General features: G+C 40.5%; 18 protein-coding genes and 1 other RNA gene. 10 read left to right on the forward strand and 9 right to left on the reverse strand.

Annotation, left to right across the window (positions count from 1 at the left end):
- Nucleotides 1-473: 473 nt before the first annotated feature.
- From petA to PTET_RS02390, 5 genes are all read left to right on the forward strand, one after another.
- Nucleotides 474-1,064: a ubiquinol-cytochrome c reductase iron-sulfur subunit gene (gene petA, locus PTET_RS02370; protein ID WP_008110867.1), complete on the forward strand. Its 591-nt coding sequence runs from the start codon at nucleotides 474-476 to the stop codon at nucleotides 1,062-1,064.
- Entirely contained in the window at nucleotides 1,064-2,329 is a 1,266-nt protein-coding gene (locus tag PTET_RS02375; protein ID WP_008110864.1) for a cytochrome b, read from the forward strand. The genes petA and PTET_RS02375 overlap by 1 nt, the downstream gene beginning before the upstream one ends.
- Nucleotides 2,326-3,069 carry a cytochrome c1 gene (locus tag PTET_RS02380; protein ID WP_008110862.1) on the forward strand — a complete coding sequence of 248 codons (744 nt, stop codon included), beginning with the start codon at nucleotides 2,326-2,328 and terminating at the stop codon, nucleotides 3,067-3,069. Before PTET_RS02375 ends, PTET_RS02380 begins: the two co-directional genes overlap by 4 nt.
- Before the next feature lie 79 nt (nucleotides 3,070-3,148).
- Nucleotides 3,149-3,775 (forward strand): stringent starvation protein SspA, encoded by a 627-nt coding sequence (sspA, locus tag PTET_RS02385; RefSeq protein ID WP_013464041.1) that lies wholly within the window; start codon nucleotides 3,149-3,151, stop codon nucleotides 3,773-3,775.
- Nucleotides 3,775-4,212 carry a ClpXP protease specificity-enhancing factor gene (locus PTET_RS02390; RefSeq protein WP_036955982.1) on the forward strand — a complete coding sequence of 146 codons (438 nt, stop codon included), beginning with the start codon at nucleotides 3,775-3,777 and terminating at the stop codon, nucleotides 4,210-4,212. Before sspA ends, PTET_RS02390 begins: the two co-directional genes overlap by 1 nt.
- Nucleotides 4,213-5,451: 1,239 nt before the next feature.
- Here the strand turns inward: PTET_RS02390 and dolP are convergent.
- From dolP to PTET_RS02415, 4 genes are all read right to left on the reverse strand, one after another.
- Nucleotides 5,452-6,018, reverse strand: a complete 567-nt coding sequence (gene dolP / locus PTET_RS02400; protein WP_013464043.1) for a division/outer membrane stress-associated lipid-binding lipoprotein — start codon at nucleotides 6,016-6,018, stop codon at nucleotides 5,452-5,454.
- A complete protein-coding gene (locus PTET_RS02405; protein WP_013464044.1) occupies nucleotides 6,011-6,604 on the reverse strand; it encodes an SIS domain-containing protein in 594 nt (197 codons plus the stop codon). The genes dolP and PTET_RS02405 overlap by 8 nt, the downstream gene beginning before the upstream one ends.
- Nucleotides 6,605-6,755: 151 nt before the next feature.
- Nucleotides 6,756-7,127, reverse strand: coding sequence for a YraN family protein (locus PTET_RS02410; RefSeq protein ID WP_016899512.1), 372 nt, complete (start codon nucleotides 7,125-7,127; stop codon nucleotides 6,756-6,758).
- 9 nt (nucleotides 7,128-7,136) lie between these two features.
- Nucleotides 7,137-9,017, reverse strand: a complete 1,881-nt coding sequence (locus PTET_RS02415; protein WP_096038151.1) for a penicillin-binding protein activator — start codon at nucleotides 9,015-9,017, stop codon at nucleotides 7,137-7,139.
- Between the two features lie 60 nt (nucleotides 9,018-9,077).
- On the opposite strand from PTET_RS02415, the gene rsmI reads away from it, so the two are divergent.
- Both rsmI and rnpB read left to right on the forward strand, forming a co-directional pair.
- Nucleotides 9,078-9,935, forward strand: coding sequence for a 16S rRNA (cytidine(1402)-2'-O)-methyltransferase (gene rsmI / locus PTET_RS02420; RefSeq protein ID WP_008468384.1), 858 nt, complete (start codon nucleotides 9,078-9,080; stop codon nucleotides 9,933-9,935).
- Between the two features lie 42 nt (nucleotides 9,936-9,977).
- Nucleotides 9,978-10,343, forward strand: an RNA gene (rnpB, locus tag PTET_RS02425) — RNase P RNA component class A.
- Nucleotides 10,344-10,448: 105 nt separating this feature from the next.
- Here the strand turns inward: rnpB and PTET_RS02430 are convergent.
- Nucleotides 10,449-11,669, reverse strand: coding sequence for a mechanosensitive ion channel family protein (locus PTET_RS02430; RefSeq protein ID WP_244186384.1), 1,221 nt, complete (start codon nucleotides 11,667-11,669; stop codon nucleotides 10,449-10,451).
- A 123-nt stretch (nucleotides 11,670-11,792) separates the two neighbouring features.
- Here PTET_RS02430 and PTET_RS02435 point away from each other — a divergent pair, with 123 nt between their 5' ends.
- On the forward strand, nucleotides 11,793-12,740 hold the full coding sequence (locus PTET_RS02435; protein ID WP_096038152.1) for a YihY/virulence factor BrkB family protein: 948 nt from the start codon (nucleotides 11,793-11,795) through the stop codon (nucleotides 12,738-12,740).
- A 23-nt stretch (nucleotides 12,741-12,763) separates the two neighbouring features.
- Here the strand turns inward: PTET_RS02435 and PTET_RS02440 are convergent, their stop codons facing one another.
- Nucleotides 12,764-15,790, reverse strand: a complete 3,027-nt coding sequence (locus PTET_RS02440; protein WP_244186369.1) for a bifunctional diguanylate cyclase/phosphodiesterase — start codon at nucleotides 15,788-15,790, stop codon at nucleotides 12,764-12,766.
- A gap of 254 nt (nucleotides 15,791-16,044) precedes the next feature.
- Between PTET_RS02440 and PTET_RS02445 the strand changes: the two genes are divergently transcribed.
- Entirely contained in the window at nucleotides 16,045-16,890 is an 846-nt protein-coding gene (locus tag PTET_RS02445) for a pirin family protein (protein ID WP_013464050.1), read from the forward strand.
- Between the two features lie 22 nt (nucleotides 16,891-16,912).
- Here the strand turns inward: PTET_RS02445 and PTET_RS02450 are convergent, their stop codons facing one another.
- Genes PTET_RS02450 through PTET_RS02460 form a run of 3 tightly spaced genes read right to left on the reverse strand, consistent with a single transcriptional unit; the run spans nucleotide 16,913 to nucleotide 17,932 of the window.
- Nucleotides 16,913-17,155 (reverse strand): hypothetical protein, encoded by a 243-nt coding sequence (locus tag PTET_RS02450; RefSeq protein ID WP_008110702.1) that lies wholly within the window; start codon nucleotides 17,153-17,155, stop codon nucleotides 16,913-16,915.
- 13 nt (nucleotides 17,156-17,168) lie between these two features.
- On the reverse strand, nucleotides 17,169-17,609 hold the full coding sequence (locus PTET_RS02455) for a hypothetical protein (RefSeq protein ID WP_013464051.1): 441 nt from the start codon (nucleotides 17,607-17,609) through the stop codon (nucleotides 17,169-17,171).
- Between the two features lie 5 nt (nucleotides 17,610-17,614).
- Nucleotides 17,615-17,932: a hypothetical protein gene (locus PTET_RS02460; protein ID WP_013464052.1), complete on the reverse strand. Its 318-nt coding sequence runs from the start codon at nucleotides 17,930-17,932 to the stop codon at nucleotides 17,615-17,617.
- Nucleotides 17,933-18,506: 574 nt separating this feature from the next.
- Here PTET_RS02460 and mraZ point away from each other — a divergent pair.
- Nucleotides 18,507-18,965 (forward strand): division/cell wall cluster transcriptional repressor MraZ, encoded by a 459-nt coding sequence (gene mraZ, locus PTET_RS02465; protein WP_008110699.1) that lies wholly within the window; start codon nucleotides 18,507-18,509, stop codon nucleotides 18,963-18,965.
- Nucleotides 18,966-18,975 lie beyond the last annotated feature (10 nt).

Here is an 18,975-nt window from a genome sequence, read left to right on the forward strand (position 1 = left end):
TCCCTTTAAGACTAATGTCGACATTAGCTTGATCAAAATAGGCCAAGTATGCGTATTTATTGAACGAAAGCTTAAAAATGACCGACTAACGCAAAAAAAGTTAAATAATTATCGCAATTAGTTTAAATCCATCAGTTAATTGGTGAATTTTTTTGCTACAATTGGCGGGCAAATAAAGTGAATGAGTTTAATGTCGCCAAATTCAGTGGTTACTTTACTTAGTTGGTGAGATTGTACTTGTTTACAAATTGTTTTTACGGAAGCGATACTATAGTCATTTGGTTTCATACTCGAGCTAACTTAATCAACTATTTGAGCAAGTCAGGATTATTCGAGCAGGAGGCTGTGAATAACCTTGTTTTAAACAAGGGTTTTAATTATGATCGTTTCTCTTTTAAAATTCGAAAAATTAACCTGCTGTAACTGATGTTCTCAATATAGCAAGTGTTGAGAATCATAGTGGAGATAAGTGGATGAGCAATGCGCCTGTAGACAATGGCCGACGTCGCTTTTTAACCATAGCTACCTCTGTTGTTGGTGGTGTTGGTGCGGCTGGGGCTGCTGTTCCTTTTATTGCGTCTTGGAATCCAAGTGAGCGAGCTAAATCTGCGGGTGCGCCTGTAGAAGTAGATATCAGCAAACTTGAGCCAGGACAATTAATACGTGTCGAGTGGCGTGGTAAACCTGTATGGGTTGTATCACGGACCCCAAAAATGCTTGAGCAGATGAAAGAACATGAAGGTCAACTTCGTGATCCGCAATCGCAAGAGCCACAACAATTAGAATCATCAACCAATGATTTCCGTTCATTACGCCCAGAGATTTTTGTCGCTGTAGGTATTTGTACGCATTTGGGTTGTTCACCTAGCTTTTTACAAGGTGGCTTTGGTGAGAAAGTGGAAGGGACTGATGACGGTTTTTACTGTCCATGTCACGGTTCTAAGTTTGATATGGCCGGCCGTGTATTTCAATCGGTACCTGCACCATTAAATTTAGAAGTTCCACCATATACTTTTCTTGATGAGACCACTATTTTAGTGGGCGAAGAACAAGGGGTGGCCTAATGTTTGGAAAAATTGTTGAGTGGATAGACGACCGTATCCCAATGACACGTGTTTGGAACATGCACATTGCACAGTATCCAGCACCAAAAAACTTTAACTTCTGGTACTTCTTTGGCTCACTCGCTATGTTAGTACTAGTTAACCAAATCCTTACCGGTATTTGGTTAACGATGAACTATGTACCATCTGCTGAAGGTGCGTTTGCATCAGTAGAATACATCATGCGTGATGTAGAGTACGGTTGGTTATTACGTTATTTGCATTCAACGGGTGCATCTGCGTTCTTCATCGTTGTTTACATGCATATGTTCCGTGGCATGATCTACGGTTCTTACCAAAAACCACGTGAATTACTGTGGTTATTCGGTATGTTTATTTTCCTAGCCCTAATGGCTGAAGCATTCATGGGTTACTTATTACCATGGGGCCAAATGTCGTTCTGGGGTGCACAGGTAATCATTTCATTATTCGGGGCTATCCCGGTTATTGGTGATGATTTAACACTGTGGATCCGTGGTGACTACGTTATTTCGGGTGCAACGCTTAACCGCTTCTTTGCATTACATGTAATTGCACTGCCATTGGTTATTGTTATCTTAGTATTTTTACACATTGTTGCACTACACGAAGTGGGTTCAAACAACCCAGACGGTATTGATAACAAACGTAAAAAAGGAACTGTGGCTGAAGAAGATAAGCCTAAATTTAAGTTCCATGAATACTACACTGATAAAAAAGACATCATTGATGCGATTCCGTTCCACCCTTATTACACAGTAAAAGATATTGTGGGTGTGGTTGGCTTCTTAATCTTGTTCTGTTGGGTGGTGTTCTTTATGCCTGCTATGGGTGGTTTCTTCTTAGAAGCGCCAAACTTTGAACCGGCAAACCCACTCAAAACACCAGCGCATATTTTCCCTGTTTGGTACTTTACGCCGTTTTATGCAATCTTACGTGCGATTCCAGACAAGCTAATGGGTGTTGCAGCAATGGGTGCATCTATTGTCGTGCTAGCATTATTGCCTTGGATTGACCGTGGTTCGGTTCGTTCAGTTCGTTACCGTTGTGGTTTCCACAAATGGAACATTGCAGGCTTTGTAGTTACTTTCGTTCTTTTAGGTTGGGTTGGTGCTACACCTCAAACTGACTTTAAAACGCTTGTTTCGCAAATCTGTACTGTGACTTACTTTATGTTCTTCGTACTGTTATTTGTTTACAGTAAGAATGAAAAAACTAAGCCATTGCCTGAGAGGTTAACGAAATGATGAAAAAGCTACTTATTGGTTTATTCGCTTTATCAGTAAACGTATTACCAGCAATGGCGGCAGGCCCGTCAGTTCCTCTAATGGAAGCGGGTAACGATATATCTGATCAACCTTCTTTGCAACGTGGCGCAAAGTTGTTCATGAACTACTGTCTTGGTTGTCACCAAATGCAGTATCAACGTTATGAACGTACTTTCCGCGATATTGGTATTCCAACAGAGATTGGTCAAGAGCAACTTATTTTTGATGGTTCAAAAGTAGGTAGTCATATCAATAATGCAATGAAGAAAGAAGATGCTGCAAAATGGTTTGGTGCGGCTCCGCCGGATCTAACAAATGTTGCGCGTGTGCGTGGCAGTGATTGGATTTATACCTATTTAAAATCGTTTTACAAAGATGAATCTCGTCCGTTTGGCGTAAATAATACGTTATTCCCATCGGTGGGTATGCCACATGTTCTTCAAGAGTTGCAAGGTGTTCCTACTGCAATTACTGAAGAAGTAACAGTAAATGGTAAAACAACCACTCATATTACTGGTACAGAAACAGATGGTACGGGCGAATTAAGTGTAGATGAATATGACCAAGCAGTTCGTGATTTAACGAATTTCCTAGAGTATGTAGGTGAACCTACACGTCTCGAATCGGAAGCGCTAGGTATTAAGGTACTTGGATTCTTAGTGATTCTATTTATCTTGGCATTTATGCTGAAGAAAGAATACTGGAGAGATGTTCATTAAGTTTGAACATATTTAAAGGTAATTTTGCAATAGGGGCTTAAGCCCCTATTGCTGTTTTAGTTATTTAATGGAGGTAGGCATGGCCGTAGCTGCCAATAAGCGCCCTGTAATGACCCTTTTTTCTGGTGCTAACTGTATGTATAGCCACCAAGTACGCATTGTACTTGCTGAAAAAGGTGTAAGTGTAGATATTCATATGGCTGAAAAGGATAATCTGCCAGAAGCACTTCACGAAATTAACCCTTACGGCACAGTGCCAACACTGATTGACCGTGAGCTTGGTTTATATCAGGCAAACATCATCATGGAATACCTTGATGAACGTTTTCCTCATCCTCCACTAATGCCTGTATACCCGGTCATGCGTGGTCGTAGTCGTTTAATGATGCACCGTATTGATACTGATTGGTACAGCCTAGCTGAAAAAATCATTAACAACACGTCTGAAGCAGCGCAAGCGCGTAAAGAGCTGACAGAAGCATTACTTGCAATAGCACCCATCTTTAGTGAAGCGCCTTACTTTATGAGTGAAGAGTTTAGCTTAGTTGATTGTTACTTAGCTCCACTATTATGGCGTTTACCTGAGTTTGGTATTGAGCTAAATGGTGCAGGCTCTAAAGAACTTAAAGAGTATATGATCCGTTTATTTGAACGTGAATCATTCCAAGCTTCTTTAACTGAAGCAGAGCGTGAGATCCGTTTATAATGACCTCTAATCGTCCTTATTTACTACGCGCTTTTTTTGATTGGATTGTTGATAACGAATGCACACCACACTTAGTGGTTAATGCTGATTTTCCTGCAGTGCAAGTGCCAACACAGTTTGTCCAAGACGGCCAAATTGTATTGAACATAAGCCCTTCAGCGGTTACGCAGTTTTCGTTAGATAATTCTCAGCTTAGCTTTAACGCACGCTTTGGCGGTCAGCCAATGCAAGTGTACGTGCCTTTAGGGGCTGTACTTGCAATATATGCACGCGAAAATGGCGAAGGCACAGTCTTTACTGCAGATGAGTTTTTAGAGGACGAAGACGATTTTGCTCCAGAGCTTGAAAGTGTCGATTCATCACCTGACCTAGTTGGTGAAACACCTGATCATAAGCGTGAAAAGAAAAAAGGCTCACATTTACGCGTTATAAAATAACTCGTAAATGTTAGAAAAAAAACCGCTTAATAAGCGGTTTTTTTATGCCTGATTAAAAGTAGGCGAAAGGTGAAAGTTCACGGGCGACGAGCTGCGAGAAGCGGGTTAAGGTTGATTGGTGTAGCAGCGGGTTTATTCCGCGCATGTGGTTTTAGGTAATAAATTTATTCACAAAGAGGTTAAGAGACGCTGTGCTTTTAGAGCTAGTGAAAAAACAATTAATCACTCGGGCTCATGGTTATTGTTTTCTCATTTACTGCTCATTCACTTCTCTTTGTGCAAAAAGATCTTGAAGAGATTCTATTTACCACAGAGGGTGCAGAGCACACAGAGAAAATGATTAAAAACATGTTTTATTTGCTTTGTCTTCTCTGTGTAGCGCGTAGCGCCTCGGTGTACTCTGTGGTAAGAAATGTTTTGTAGGCGGGGCTTTATGCCGCGCATGTGGTTTTAGGTAATAAATTTATTCACAAAGAGGTTAAGAGACGCTGTGCTTTTAGAGCTAGTGAAAAAACAATTAATCACTCGGGCTCATGGTTATTGTTTTCTCATTTACTTCTCTTTGTGCAAAAAGATCTTGAAGAGATTCTATTTACCACAGAGGGTGCAGAGCACACAGAGAAAATGATTAAAAACATGTTTTATTTGCTTTGTCTTCTCTGTGTAGCGCGAAGCGCATCGGTGTTCTCTGTGGTAAGAAATGTTTTGTAGGCGGGGCTTTATTCCGCGCATGTGGTTTTAGGTAATAAATTTATTCACAAAGAGGTTAAGAGACGCTGTGCTTTTAGAGCTAGTGAAAAAACAATTAATCACTCGGGCTCATGGTTATTGTTTTCTCATTTACTCCTCATTCACTTCTCTTTGTGCAAAAAGATCTTAAAGAGATTTTATTCACCACAGAGGTGGCAGAGCACACAGAGGAAATGATTAAAGACATGTTTTATTTGTCCTGTCTTCTCTGTGTAGCGCGAAGCGTCTCTGTGTACTCTGTGGTAAAAATGTTTTACGCCGTGCAAGTTTGATTTAAGTTCACGAGCGACGGGCCTCATACCTAAAACCTTGAACCTAATACACGCGGGGTGAACCCGCTGCTACAGGTATAAAAAAACCTTGCGATGTTAACCGCAAGGTTTTTAAATTTCTGAACCTCGAACCTCGAACCTCGAACCTCGAACCTCGAACCTCGAACCTCGAACCTCGAACCTCGAACCTCGAACCTCGAACCTCGAACCTTATTTTTTACAAATACTCAAACACTTTAATAACGCGCTCTACGCCAGAGATATTACGGGCAATATTAACGGCTTGGTTTGCTTCAGCGTCAGATACTAGCCCCATTAAGTATACTTCGGCATTTTCAGTCACTACTTTTATATTATTACTGCTGATGTTTTCAGCCGCTAAAAGCTGCGCTTTTACTTTTGAGGTTAACCATGAGTCGTGAGTTTGCGTGGTAATACCAATATTAGAGCCAATGCGTAGTTGGTTGTGAATTTTACGAATGCCAGATAGGTTCTCAATGGTTTTAAACGCTTGGTTTTTCATTTCTTGGTTCGGAACTTGCCCTACCATTAAAACCACGCCATTAACGCTTATAACGCTGATATGAGCAAACTTATTAAGACGTTCATCTTCACTAATAGCAATGCTGGCTTTTATTTCAATGTTGTTGTCGTCTATTTGCGAGCCAATGGTTCGTCTATCGTTTGCTGCAGTAACAGCACTGGCTGTGCCGGCCACTACAGCAGCAGCACAACCTTGTAATAACACAACGGTGCCTAAAATAATCAGGGAGCGTTTAAACATAATTTTCATCCTGCGGGAAAAGAGTTAAATCTACCAATTCACTTAAACAGTGAAGGTTAACTAAATGCGATTCAATAATGCGACTAGGGCGTTTAGACGGTGTACGTATTTCTACATCGTTGTGCCCAAGTAAGCCAACGAGTTCGCCGCCATCATCACCTACCATTACTATGACCTTCATATCTTTGGTTAGTGCCGCTTCTACTGCAGAAATTATATGTTTTTCATTGCCATTAATTGCTAATGCAAGGAGCAAATCACCTTGCTGAGCAAAGGCACGTACTTGGCGTGCAAAAGTATCGTGGTCATCTATTTGATGGCCTTGACCTAGGTTAATATTTTCTTGGGAGAGAGCGATTGCAGGTAAGCAAGGGCGCTCTGTTTCGTAAAAGTTTACTAATACGCCAGCCATGTGTTGTGCCAACATGTGGCAGTTTGCTGTGCCGCAACATATCAGTTTATTACCATTGATCAGGCTTTGTGCAATGGTGAATGCCGCTGATTCCAATGCGCTAGGAAGTACTTCACCTGCTGCAATTTGAACTTGAATACTTTCTTTAAAAATTTCTTTTATTGTGTCTTGCATGGATTACCAACAATTAATATCTAATTCTGTGTGAGCTCACACCCGCTTTATTAAGGATGATGATTTTTAGAAGCAGCTTGTTAATTTTTAACTACGCATTAATGCATTTAGCTGTTGTAATAATTGCTCACTCATTTGTATGTGCTCGGTATTAAAATACGTTTTTTAGCCAGTTTATGTGTAGTGATGGCTCGCCTGTTATAGCAACATAATCAATACGTAATGGCTGATTCTTTAAGTTTTTAGCCGCGAGGTAATGATAAATAGTTCGTCTTAATTTTGCTTGCTTTTGCGGGCTTAAAGCATAATTAGCGCCGCCTTTTATATTATTTTTACGAAACTTAACCTCAACAAACACTAAGGTGTCACCGTCTTTCATAATGACATCAAGTTCGCCATAGGGGCAGTAGTAATTACGCTCAATCGCTTTTAAGCCTTGTGCTTCTAAATACTTTTGCGCTTGGCGCTCATAATACTGGCCTTTTTCACGACTATTTTGCCACAGCTGTTTAAACCACGACATGTCGACCCCTTAGTTAATTATGGTTATGCCATCGTTAGCTGATTGCATAAATAGCGGTACAGGGCGTTGTGTTTTTAACTCCACCGGTTTTATTCGGCGGTTGCTGTACTGAGCCCATTGCAGTGAACGTTCAATATCACCGGCACTATTAATCGACAATTTACCGCTCAACCCTGAAAAGTATTTATCGGGTGTAACACTCAATTGTCTAATATCGTTAAGCATGGTGACGGAATCATAAGCCATCGCAAATAAACGTTGGCTTATATCGGCTTGTTCAGGCCATAAATCATTGTATTGCTGACGCAGATTATGTTGCTTAATTTGTGAGTCTAACATCCAAGGCAGTTCAGTAAAGTAGAGTCCGTCTAAATCACCTTTGTCAGTGGTATCTATTTGCTTACTGTGGCTTTTAGAGCTGGCGTAAATAGGAATTCTATCGGCAAAGGTACTCACATTAACATCAAGGTAAGGCTTAATTAATCGGGTTTCAATGGCGTCGCCGAGTATGTAAATGGCATCAATATCTCCACGTGAGCGTGTTTCGCTTTCAACTTCTTTATTAAAAAGTGCTTTAACAGATTTAATACGCTCTTTTGACTTATCAACTTCTAACAAGCTAGTAATCGTATTGGGCATATCTTTGTTATCGTTGTAAAAACCAACTTGCGTGGTTGTTTCACTATAGCGTTGCCACTGCAGATTAAAGTAGTCAACTAAGCGCTGGCCATTGGTATTATTTGGCGCTAGCAACATCGGCTTTTGATAACCCTGTGCTAAAAAGTGCTCTAGCGTTTGCTGTACTTCATGTTCAGGATTAAGCGCAAAAAAGTAATGTTGCAGCGAGGTTCTTTCGCCATCAAAGGTATTTAAATGTAAGGTGGGTATATCGAGTAATGTATTGATATTAGCGAGCTTATCTATATTGGCTTTTAATAGTGGACCAATAACAAAGTCAGGCTGTAACTGAGAAATTTGTGCGCTCAACGCTTCTGTTTCAGTGTTTTCATCTATAAACAGTGTTTCGTTGATCTCTTTTTTATCAAGGGCTGCCAATATACCGGCTTTTAAGGCATCCCCAAGGCGCTTATTAGCACCTGACTGAGGCAGTAAAACAACCAAACGCTCAATATTAATTGGCGCTAATTCATTAGCATACGTTTCTTGTTTTGGCAGTACATTGTTACCAGGATGCCCCAGGTAACGGCGGCGCCAATTATTAATGGCTTGGTCTAAATCAACCGAGCTGTTGGCGTAAACTTGATGATACAAAGCTAAGTTAACCCAACCTTGTTGGATCACAGAACCACGGTTAAATCGTTCTAATGCGTAAGATGAGAGTTGCTTTAAATTTTTCCAAAGTGCATCACTAAGCTGAGGAATTGAAATAGTGTTTTTAGTTGCAGATTCTGACGCCGCAAAAAAATAGGGTGCAGCACGTTTTGGCAAGTTTTGAGAAGCAAAAATGCTGGCAGTTAAAAATTGGTGCCAGGCAAAATGTTCGGGTTGCTTGAGTTGTCCCTCAAGTGAGTTTAAAACTTCAAGTGCTTGCTGGTTTTTATTCTGCTCTTTTTGTGCAAAGGCAATATATAAACGGTTTTGAATTTGATCAACACTGGCAGTAAGTGCAAGTTCGCTACATATTGTTTCGAGTAGCGGCCAGTTTTCTTCAGTAATGGCGCTATCACGGGCACTATAAAGCAGTTGAATTTTATCCGCACCAAAACGGTTTTGCGCTAATTGATAAATCGATTGCGCGTTCAGTGCTTCATTTTTCAGCGTATTGGCACTGCTATTTAAGTTATCGCTGGTTTTAGTTGGTTTTTCGGTTGTGCTACACGCCGATAACCCTGACAATATAATTAATAGACTAACTAGTTTAAGTCGCACAATGATTTCCCATACGTTAACGCGATTTGCTTATATTACTGACTGACGCAGGAGACCTCAATGTTAAATGAGGAGAATTCACAGAAAATTGGCACTCTTTACGTTGTTGCCACCCCAATCGGCAATTATGACGACTTAAGTCAGCGTGCAATCGCGACATTATCGCAGGTTGACTTAATCGCTGCTGAAGACACTCGCCATACTGGCAAGCTACTCAGCCACTTTGGTATTAAGGCTAAAACCTTTGCGTTACATGACCATAATGAAAAGCAAAAAGCGCAGCAAATTATCGACCAACTTAATCAAGGGTTAAATATTGCGTTAGTATCCGATGCCGGCACGCCGCTTATAAGCGACCCTGGTTATGCCGTTGTTAATTTATGCCGTGAGCAGGGCGCACTTGTCACACCTGTACCTGGTGCATGCGCTGCTATTACGGCGGTATGTTGTTCAGGGCTGCCAACCGACCGTTTTCAGTTTGTTGGCTTTACGCCCGCTAAAAGTAAAGCACGCCAAGACTTTTTTATTGATGCGGTTAACTCAAGTATTACCAGTATTATGTATGAAAGTACCCACCGTATTATGGCAAGCTTAGACGATTTAGAAGCAGCGCTAGGTGGTGAGCAGCAAGTGGTATTTGCCAAAGAGCTCACTAAAACATTTGAAACCTTTTTTAATGGCACAGTGACTGAGTTAAAGCAGTTTTTAACTGACGATCCTACTAAACAGCGCGGTGAAATAGTACTTATGCTGCCGGGTAAACCTAAGGTAGTTGACGATATTCCGCCAGAGGCACGCAAAATGTTAGCGCTACTTGAAAACGAAATGCCAATGAAAAAAGCCTGTGGCGTGGTGGCCGATTACTTTGGTATGAAGAAAAACGCGCTGTATAAAACAATTATTGAAGAAAAACAGTAAATGTTTACTGCGTAGTGTGGTGCTCTCATGTATACTGCGCGCCGAGTTAGCCAAGATAATCGCTGCCTGCAACGAAAATGCGCAGGGGGAGGAAAGTCCGGGCTCCACAGGGCAGAGTGCCAGTTAACGGCTGGGGGGCGTGAGCCCACGACAAGTGCAGCAGAGAGAAGACCGCCAATCTTCGGATTGGTAAGGGTGAAAGGGTGCGGTAAGAGCGCACCGGGCCGCTAGTAATAGTCGGTTGCAAGGTAAACTCCACTCGGAGCAAGACCAAATAGGGTTCCTTATGGCGTGGCCCACGTTGGAACCGGGTAGGTTGCTTGAGCCATAGAGCGATTTATGGCCTAGACGAATGATTATCACTTTCTTCGGAAAGGACAGAACCCGGCTTACCGGCTGACTCACTCATTCAATAAAAAAGCCCGCAGTTAACGCTGCGGGCTTTTTTGTGTTTGGAATAAGCTGTCAGGTTGCGGGCGTCAGGCTACGGGTTGCGGGCTTAAAACCTAACAACTAACCCCGGCGCGAGGTAGACTTCCGCCAATAGGAACAAAAAAACCTTGTAATGTTAACCGCAAGGCTTTTAAAATTCTCGAACCTCGAACCTCGAACCTCGAACCTCGAACCTCGAACCTCGAACCTCGAACCTCGAACTGGGTCGCGTGATTCATCGGCTTGCTCGCGAATATCATCCGTATCACTACTTACATCATCAATACTGTGTTCATGCTCTGTGATTTTATGTTTTTGAATATGTGATTGCTCGTTAATTTCTTCTGTTGTCTCTGTTTTAGCTTCGTTTGCTATGGGGTAAATGTCTTCACCTTGGCTATTGAGCAATACACGCTCTCTGGCATCGTCAGGCATACTTATATTATGTTGCGTAAAACTGTTAATTAACTCTCTCATAAGCTGTGAGGCTACTTTAACAATGCTGTATTGTTCGCCGTTGACCCAAAAGTAAACAGTAAAATTGATAGTGGCGGAGCCTAAGTTATCAACCAATACTTGGGGAGGTGGATCGCTAAGCACAGAGTTTTGTTTTTTTATAACACTAATAGCAAGACTTTGTGCGTCGCGAATGTCATTATCGTAGCCAATACCGATTGAAAAATGACCGCGCATTTTTGGATTAGCGGTTAAGTTTTTAATGGTATTTTTATACACAGTCGCATTGGGTATTTGAATATGATTGCCATCGTAGTCAACTAAAGTGGTTGCCCGTGCAGTTACTTTTTTAACAATACCAATTCTGCCATCAACTTCTATTACATCATCTATTTTAAATGGACGCTGTACACTTAAAAGTAAACTGGCAATAAAGTTCTCAGCAATATCCCGAAAGGCAAAGCCTAAAATAAGCCCAATTAATCCGGTGCCACTCATAATTGCGACCGCGAATTCGGTAAGTCCTGCCAAGCGTAAAAATAGATAAAACCCGAGTAAAATAATTAAGGTGCTAATACCTCGCCTCGCAACTAGATGTACTAATTTACTCTTGGTCATGTAAGTAACAGGCTTTATTAACAAGCGTGATAATGGTGTGGCAATTAAATAACTAATCACCAAAATAACAATCCCTAATAATAAAGTGGGCAGTAATTGCATGAATGTGTGTAGTAATTGCACGCTTTGATCTTTTAAAAAGCTCCAAGAAATTGAGTTTGGCTTAACGGTGTCGATTGCTGGAATTGATGTGTTATTAGCGAGTGTTGCAATTAAAGCACTGAGCATAGAGGTCATCCGTGTTAGGTCGAAGTAATTAGGGTCTGTGTTAAACAATAGCAGCAAGTTTAATACCAAGCAGTATTTGTTTGGCAAACATTTTGCTACTTAATTAGGAAAAGGGAGTTAACTATGAGTGACTTTAAGCGTGGCCAAAGAGCCAAGCAGCCTAACCATATCCCTCTGCGTGGCTGGTGGGATATTGCAAAGCGAATAGTAAAACAAATGAGCCGTGATAATTTATCTTTAGTGGCGGCTGGCGTGGCATTTTATGCGTTACTGGCTATTTTTCCCGCCATTGCGGCATTGGTGTCTGTGTATGCTTATTTTGCATCACCGAATGATATTAGTGTGTATTTAAGTCAGTTTATGGCGTTATTACCACAAAGCACTCAAGAAATTATTTTATCTCAAGTTTCAAGTCTTGCGCAAAAGTCACAAACTAGTTTAAGCCTTAGTGCGCTGGGTACTTTACTGTTAACTATCTGGAGTAGCTCTAAGGGCAGCCAAGCGTTGATCACAGCATGTAATATTAGTTATCACGAATACGAAAAACGCTCATTCTTAAAGGCGCAACTTGTGCGTTTGTTATTTTCAGTGGGTGCAATTGTGGTGGCTGTAATAGCACTGGTAATTATAGGTATATTACCGCTAGCGCTTAATTTACTCGGAATTAAAGAGAGTATTGATTTTTTAATCATGCTTATATCATGGCCGTTGCTGGCATTGACCTTTAACTTTGCATTATTAATTTTATACCGTTATGCGCCTCACAGAAAAGCAGCTAAATGGCGCTGGGTTACCGTGGGCTCATTCACCGCCACCGTATTATGGATTGTGGCATCTTTTGGCTTTTCATTTTATGTATCTCATTTTGCTAGTTACAACGAAACATATGGCTCTTTAGGTGGAGTGGTTATTATGCTTATGTGGCTATTTATTAGCGCTTATATCATTATTTTGGGAGCCACAATCAATGCTGCGTTAGAGCAGCAAACCGCTCAAGACAGCACCATTGGACCAGATAAAAAAAGAGGGCAGCGAGGTGCGTATGTAGCAGACCACCTCGACACAAAATAACCAGTATTAGGGCTAAATGACTTTTATTTTAAACTAATTACTTGATTTGTTGTTATCAGCTGCATAAACGAGGCTTTGTGCAGCGGCTTTGAAAACAAATAGCCTTGGCCATAATCACAACCGGCCTCAAGTAATAAATCCATTTGTAATTTTGTTTCTATGCCTTCGGCAATCACTTTTAAACCAAGCTGATGAGCCATCATGATAATTGCTTCACACAAAGCCAGCTCTTGACTGCCTTTTTGAATATTATCAACAAAGCGTTTATCTATTTTTAGGTAGTCGGTATCCATTTCTTGCAAGTAAGCAAGCGATGAATAACCGGTGCCAAAGTCATCAAGGGCCAATTGCATCCCTGACTTAACCAAGGCTTTCAAACGACTTTGGGTAAGTTCTTCAGGGTTAACCATTAAGCCTTCAGTAATTTCGGCCACAATCGCTGAGGCTGGTATATTTGCCGTTGCTAGCATATCGTACCATTCGTCTATGCCGCTATCGACGGTTGCCAATTGCACTGGTGAAACGTTAATGCTTATTTGAAATTCATCTTGAATGTGTTTTTTAATATCATTAAGTGTTTGTAGTGCCTCAGCAAATACAAATTGACCCAGCGCATTTATTTGTCTGGTTTCTTCAGCAAGAGGAATAAAGTCAGCAGGGCTGATCAGGCCTTTTTCTGGGTGTTGCCAACGAATAAGTCCCTCAGCTTTATGAACGTGTAAATCATCAAGCGATACGATAGGTTGGTAATACAATTCAAATTGTTCTAGCTCTATAGCTGAGCGAAGCTCTTTGAGTAGTTGCATTCTTGCGTTTGCATCTTCACGCATATCATGTGAGAAAAATTCAAAGCCATTGCGACCGCTATTTTTTGCTTTATACATAGCTTGGTCAGCGGCTTTAAGTAATTGCTCTGGATTTTGGCCATCATCTGGCGCGCAGGCAATACCAATACTGGCACTGATATACACTTTTTCATCTTCAATAAAAATAGTGGAGGCAAGGCTAAGCAAAAGTGATTTTGCCATTTGCTTTATATTATCGCTGCCATGTAAATCACTAAATACAACAACAAACTCGTCTCCGCCAATTCGTGCTACAAAGTCAGCCTCTTTGGCCGTTTGCACAATTCGCTCAGATACTAACTTAAGTAATCTATCGCCGTAATGGTGGCCCAATGTGTCGTTAATATCTTTAAAATGATCAATATCTAATAGCATAATGACCAGTTTTTGATCTGCATTGGTAAGGTTTGCGAATCGTAGATTTAAGCGCTCTTTTAGTTCTAATCGATTAGGCAAGTCGGTTAAATGATCAAAGTGCGCTTGTCGCCAAATTAATTCATCTGCTTGTTTTTTCTCGGTTAGGTCGGTAAAAATAGCAATACGACTAGTCGGGGCTTTATTTTTATCGTAAATAGTATCGATGGTTAACCATTCAACATACAGCTCGCCATTTTTACGACGATTGGTTATTTCACCTTGCCAACGCCCTGTTTTATTGAGCGATTGCCACATGTAATTATAAAACTGCTTATCGTGTTTACCCGATGATAAAATACCAATAGTTTGATTGAGTACTTCTTTTCGAGAATACAAAGTTGTTTCACAAAACGCAGGATTCACATCATAAATAACCCCATTTTCATCCGTGATTGCCATGCCTTCACTGCTGTTGTTGTAAACTAATGACGCTAAATGCAACGATTCTTGATTTTGCTTTCGTTGCGTGATGTTACTAATAACGATAATAAACTCATCGGCTTTTTTCATTGGGCTAATTTTAGCTTCATAAAAATGATTATCTTGTTTATGTTCAAGCTCAACAGTGACAGGGGCGTTCAGGGGTATTAAGTACCCTTGCACTTGTTTTAAATTAGCATCAGAGAATAAACACGATAATTTTTTAGGGGGTGTTGAATGGCTATAATTTAACGATTTAATACGTCCACCGGTATCAAGAATATTGCCATTGGCATCTACGCGTAAAAAAGCATCGGGTAATGCATTAAGCAGGCTATTGAGCTCGTCATGCTTATGTTTAAGGCATGCTTCAGCCGTTAAGCGAGTCTCGGCCATGTATTTAAAACGATGGTAAAGTCTATTTAGCTCAGGACTATTGGGCTGCTCATCGTCATGAGGCATATTACCGGCCGCTAAGCGGTTAACCGCCTGCGTTAAACTTTTAATCGGATTTAAAATGCTTTTATTGACCAGTCGTCTAGCTAATACAGCTAAAAGAAGAATGGTCATTAAAAATCCTAAAACCATTTTTACAAAGTTAATATCTATCCGCTCAAGTGTTTTATCTATTGGTTGAGTAATATAAATAGAGAGCTTATTGTCATTGCCATCTCGATAGAGAGTCGTTTGATGAAAAACTCTACGGATACCATCTTTTCCTTTAAAAATGACACCTGCTTGTAAATTATGTTCTAAATCAAACTCTTCCAATTTATAACCTAATCTATCGGCTGAAAAAGGGGAGTTGGCTAAAATAAGATTATTAGAGTCAGTGATGGCGACTCGAACTTCTGTCGGTAAATTCAAGCTATTAAGTGCCGAGCTCCACCAGTCTAAAGCAATTACAGTTACTATCACGCCTTCAATATCATTGTTTTCATTAAGAATAGGGGAAGCAAAGTTAATGCTCTGGGCTTCAAGGCTGCGATCGTGCTGGAAATGGCCAATACTAAACTCTTTACTGGCGAGTGCGTTTTTAAAGTAGGGACGATCACTAACGTTGATATTAGGGGCACCATTATTTGAGGAACAAATTAAATCGCCGTCTTTGTTTACTAAACCAATATTCGCGATATTGCCATTGAGTGCCTTAACATCTAAAAAATACGAAGGGCAGCGAGAAGATAAAGACTTAATGTCTTTCTGCTTTTTTGCTAAAAACTCAGTAATATGCTCTACATCATTAATCATGCTTTGCTGCTTGATAATTAGGTGCTCAGTGATAGAGCGCACTTTTTTCTCGTGCTCTTTAATAGCCGCGTCACGACTAAACCACAAGGTTACTAAAATGACAGCAGCTACAGGCATGCAAATTAGCATAAGTAGTCGATAAAGCTGATGTTTTAATGATGCAGTAAAAATAATCGTATCCAAATAAATATAGGGTAAAACTCTGACCAATAATTCTACTATAAATAACCTTTAATGTACTAAGGTTATATCGCAAATATTAAATTTACTTTTATTGTATATAACTGAAATTTATTAATTAATTTTCGGGTAGAGTCATAATAATAAATTAATATTTTATACTTTTACTTAACCTATTTTAGGCAACAAAAATGAAAATAACCAAAGTACTAACTGCTTATGCTACCCAAGATGGGGATGGTGTTAATATTCGTCGTATTCCAGGATTTGATGGTAAATATTTAGATCCATTTTTAATGATAGATGAACTTAAATCTGACGATGAAAGTGATTATATTGGTGGCTTTCCTCCTCATCCTCATAGGGGGATCGAAACCTTTACCTATATTTTAAAAGGCGGGTTTGAACATCAAGACCAAATGGGTAACAAAAAGGCGATTCGTGCGGGTGACGTACAATGGATGAGTACCGGTAGCGGTGTTATGCACAGTGAAATGCCCCTTGCCGATGCTGAACAAGGCTTACATGGTTTTCAAATTTGGCTCAATATGCCAAGTGCTCAAAAAATGCGTGAGCCTCAATACCAAGATACCACAGAGCATCCAGCACCGAGTTTTACTAATCAACAAGGTGTTTCACTTAAAGCCTTAGCAGGTACATGGCAATTTGAATCACACCAATTGGCTGCAAGCTTACAAAATTTAGCTGCTAATGGTGCTATAGCTGATGTAGCTTTGCCTGCGGGTGAAGGGCTTAATTTACCGGCTTTAAAACAGCAAAAAGTGATGATTTATATTCATACAGGCTCATTAATATCTCAGACCGGTGACGTATTTAATGCGGGTAATTTGCTTATATTAGAACCATTGAGTGACATTGCATTGCAGGCAAAGAAAACGGCGGGGGTCCTTATTTTAGCAGGCGATCCACTTAACCAGCCAATTGCGCACATGGGACCTTTTGTGATGACCACCGAGGCTGAAATTCGCCAAGCTGTTAGCGATTATCAAAATGGTTTTTTTGGCTCATTGTCGTGATAAATCGATGCGCGAATGACTTTTAAGCAAGTAGCTTTAATAACCAAGTGTATTTTTTTATCGTGTTAGCATCACCTTTAGCAGACTCAACTACAGCGCCAGCTGCAAACGCACTGGCGAGCCCCACTTTTGTTGCTGCAAAGCGTTTGGCTCTGTATTTTATAGCTGCAAGATGCTGACGTTTTAGCTCTGATCGCATAACAACTTCTTTATCTAGCTGTTGCACGCGAGCGTTCGGTGAGTTGATCAAATAATTGATTAACATAATAGTGTGTGCCTTATAATTTAAGCAGCTGCCTTAGGCTATTTAGCGTTTTAGTAAAGCCAATTTTTTTGCTTAGATAAACGGCGTTTCGCCACAGCCAAACTAAGCATAAAATTTGTAGGCTGATCACCACTGCAATGCTCAGCCAGATAGAGCTAAACAGATCAAAGGTGGCAAAGCCTACAATACCTAAAAACCCCACCCACAGTAACACCAAGCCACTGGCAAAACATCCTAGTAGAATGGTGATCAGTGCTAAGGATCTTAGCGATAGCTTCCACTCTGCTATTGCCAGCTGATGTGTCAACTTTCCTTGTTGATGATAATCATCCTTGAGCTGCGCTGCATAGTCAGCAAGCTTAGCAACATGATCTTGCCAGTCATCGGCGTGTTTTGCCGATGACGGCGAATCTGTCCCTTGTGATTCACTTGGTGTTGAGTGTTGGTTTTGCATTAGTATTACTTACGACGAAACAGTGCTGTAACTAACATACCAGCAGCAAACGCCAGACCCGCCGTTGCTAATGGGTTTTCTGATGCGAGTTGACGCGTTTTAGACGAACACTCTGCTAGTTTCTCACGAGCGGCTAACTGCTTTTCATTAAGCGTTTCAGCTGAGCTGCTTGCGCCTTTACGAACACCATTTTCAGCTACCGCCGCTTTACTTGATAATGCATCAACTGCGTCATGCGCTGCTGATGTCGCTTTATCTGTTAGCGGTGCTTCAATCTCTTGTTTTGCATCAATAGGAGTTTTGCTCTTTGTTGCCGTAGCCATAATCAATCCTTAATAGATTTTTAAAAGTAATTATTTAGATGCAATGATTAAACCAGTCTTTAACCTGTTGTTTTATATGAATTGTATTTTATTTACGAATTTTGAGTGGGTTTATAGCTGTAACTATTGCGACAACAGTTTGTAATTTTTACAAACTAGGACGTGTTGATCATTCGAGATTGATTTTTTCTTTGTCCACTCAGTTACAAACCTCGCGACGCGATTAAACCGCATCTAGTTTGACCAAACTCTAATTCACAAAGGTCAGCAGGGCTCAAATAAATTGTAATTATTCACTGTTTATTCATTAAGCAAATAATGCCAACGAGCTAATAAAAAGCACGATAAAAAATTTTTTACTGGCTGATCAGATTTTTTATTAAACAATTCAACCGCTTTAATCGGAGCCTTATTTTTTCAGGCTTCGCGGGGTGCTAAAGCTGGGTGACTTACTTGACAAAAAGGCTTGTCAAGCCCTAAACTGGAGCACTGTGGTAAAAAGTGGTGTTTAGTGGATCAAACTGGATCGGGTTAATCAAAAAGTTGATTAAAATAAATTTACAATAGGCTTTTTATGTTTCGTGGCGCAAGTTCACTGAGTTTGGATGATAAAGGACGTTTTGCGGTACCGACAAAGTACCGAGATACGCTATTGTCTGAAGATCAGGGAACGGTAATTTGCACAGTTGCACTCAATGAGCCTTGCCTTTGGTTATACCCTCTTGCTGAATGGCTAGAAATAGAAAGCCGTTTAGCAAAAATATCTAATATGAATCCTAGAGCACGACGGATGCAACGTATGTTGTTAGGTAATGCGACAGAATATCAGCTTGATAAAAACGGTCGAATTTTGTTGGCGCCTTCATTGCGCTCACATGCAGAACTTGGCAAAAAAATTATGCTGGTGGGTTTAATGAATAAATTTGAAATTTGGGATGAAGCACGTTGGCACGAGCAGATGCGCCAAGACACTGAGCTTGAAAGGCTCGGTGATTTTGAACCGAATGACGATTTAGATAACTTCACCCTCTAGCAGCAAAATA

Source organism: Pseudoalteromonas tetraodonis, from assembly GCF_002310835.1.
Lineage (GTDB): Bacteria > Pseudomonadota > Gammaproteobacteria > Enterobacterales > Alteromonadaceae > Pseudoalteromonas > Pseudoalteromonas tetraodonis.

What these genes read in the sequence shown, in the direction of transcription:
- petA (WP_008110867.1), top strand. Translation starts at nt 474, where the DNA reads ATGAGCAATGCGCCTGTAGACAATGGCCGACGTCGCTTTTTAACCATA.
- PTET_RS02375 (WP_008110864.1), top strand. Translation starts at nt 1,064, where the DNA reads ATGTTTGGAAAAATTGTTGAGTGGATAGACGACCGTATCCCAATGACA.
- PTET_RS02380 (WP_008110862.1), top strand. Translation starts at nt 2,326, where the DNA reads ATGATGAAAAAGCTACTTATTGGTTTATTCGCTTTATCAGTAAACGTA.
- sspA (WP_013464041.1), top strand. Translation starts at nt 3,149, where the DNA reads ATGGCCGTAGCTGCCAATAAGCGCCCTGTAATGACCCTTTTTTCTGGT.
- PTET_RS02390 (WP_036955982.1), top strand. Translation starts at nt 3,775, where the DNA reads ATGACCTCTAATCGTCCTTATTTACTACGCGCTTTTTTTGATTGGATT.
- dolP (WP_013464043.1), bottom strand. Translation starts at nt 6,018, where the DNA reads ATGTTTAAACGCTCCCTGATTATTTTAGGCACCGTTGTGTTATTACAA.
- PTET_RS02405 (WP_013464044.1), bottom strand. Translation starts at nt 6,604, where the DNA reads ATGCAAGACACAATAAAAGAAATTTTTAAAGAAAGTATTCAAGTTCAA.
- PTET_RS02410 (WP_016899512.1), bottom strand. Translation starts at nt 7,127, where the DNA reads ATGTCGTGGTTTAAACAGCTGTGGCAAAATAGTCGTGAAAAAGGCCAG.
- rsmI (WP_008468384.1), top strand. Translation starts at nt 9,078, where the DNA reads ATGTTAAATGAGGAGAATTCACAGAAAATTGGCACTCTTTACGTTGTT.
- PTET_RS02430 (WP_244186384.1), bottom strand. Translation starts at nt 11,669, where the DNA reads ATGCTCAGTGCTTTAATTGCAACACTCGCTAATAACACATCAATTCCA.
- PTET_RS02435 (WP_096038152.1), top strand. Translation starts at nt 11,793, where the DNA reads ATGAGTGACTTTAAGCGTGGCCAAAGAGCCAAGCAGCCTAACCATATC.
- PTET_RS02440 (WP_244186369.1), bottom strand. Translation starts at nt 15,790, where the DNA reads ATGCCTGTAGCTGCTGTCATTTTAGTAACCTTGTGGTTTAGTCGTGAC.
- PTET_RS02445 (WP_013464050.1), top strand. Translation starts at nt 16,045, where the DNA reads ATGAAAATAACCAAAGTACTAACTGCTTATGCTACCCAAGATGGGGAT.
- PTET_RS02450 (WP_008110702.1), bottom strand. Translation starts at nt 17,155, where the DNA reads ATGTTAATCAATTATTTGATCAACTCACCGAACGCTCGCGTGCAACAG.
- PTET_RS02455 (WP_013464051.1), bottom strand. Translation starts at nt 17,609, where the DNA reads ATGCAAAACCAACACTCAACACCAAGTGAATCACAAGGGACAGATTCG.
- PTET_RS02460 (WP_013464052.1), bottom strand. Translation starts at nt 17,932, where the DNA reads ATGGCTACGGCAACAAAGAGCAAAACTCCTATTGATGCAAAACAAGAG.
- mraZ (WP_008110699.1), top strand. Translation starts at nt 18,507, where the DNA reads ATGTTTCGTGGCGCAAGTTCACTGAGTTTGGATGATAAAGGACGTTTT.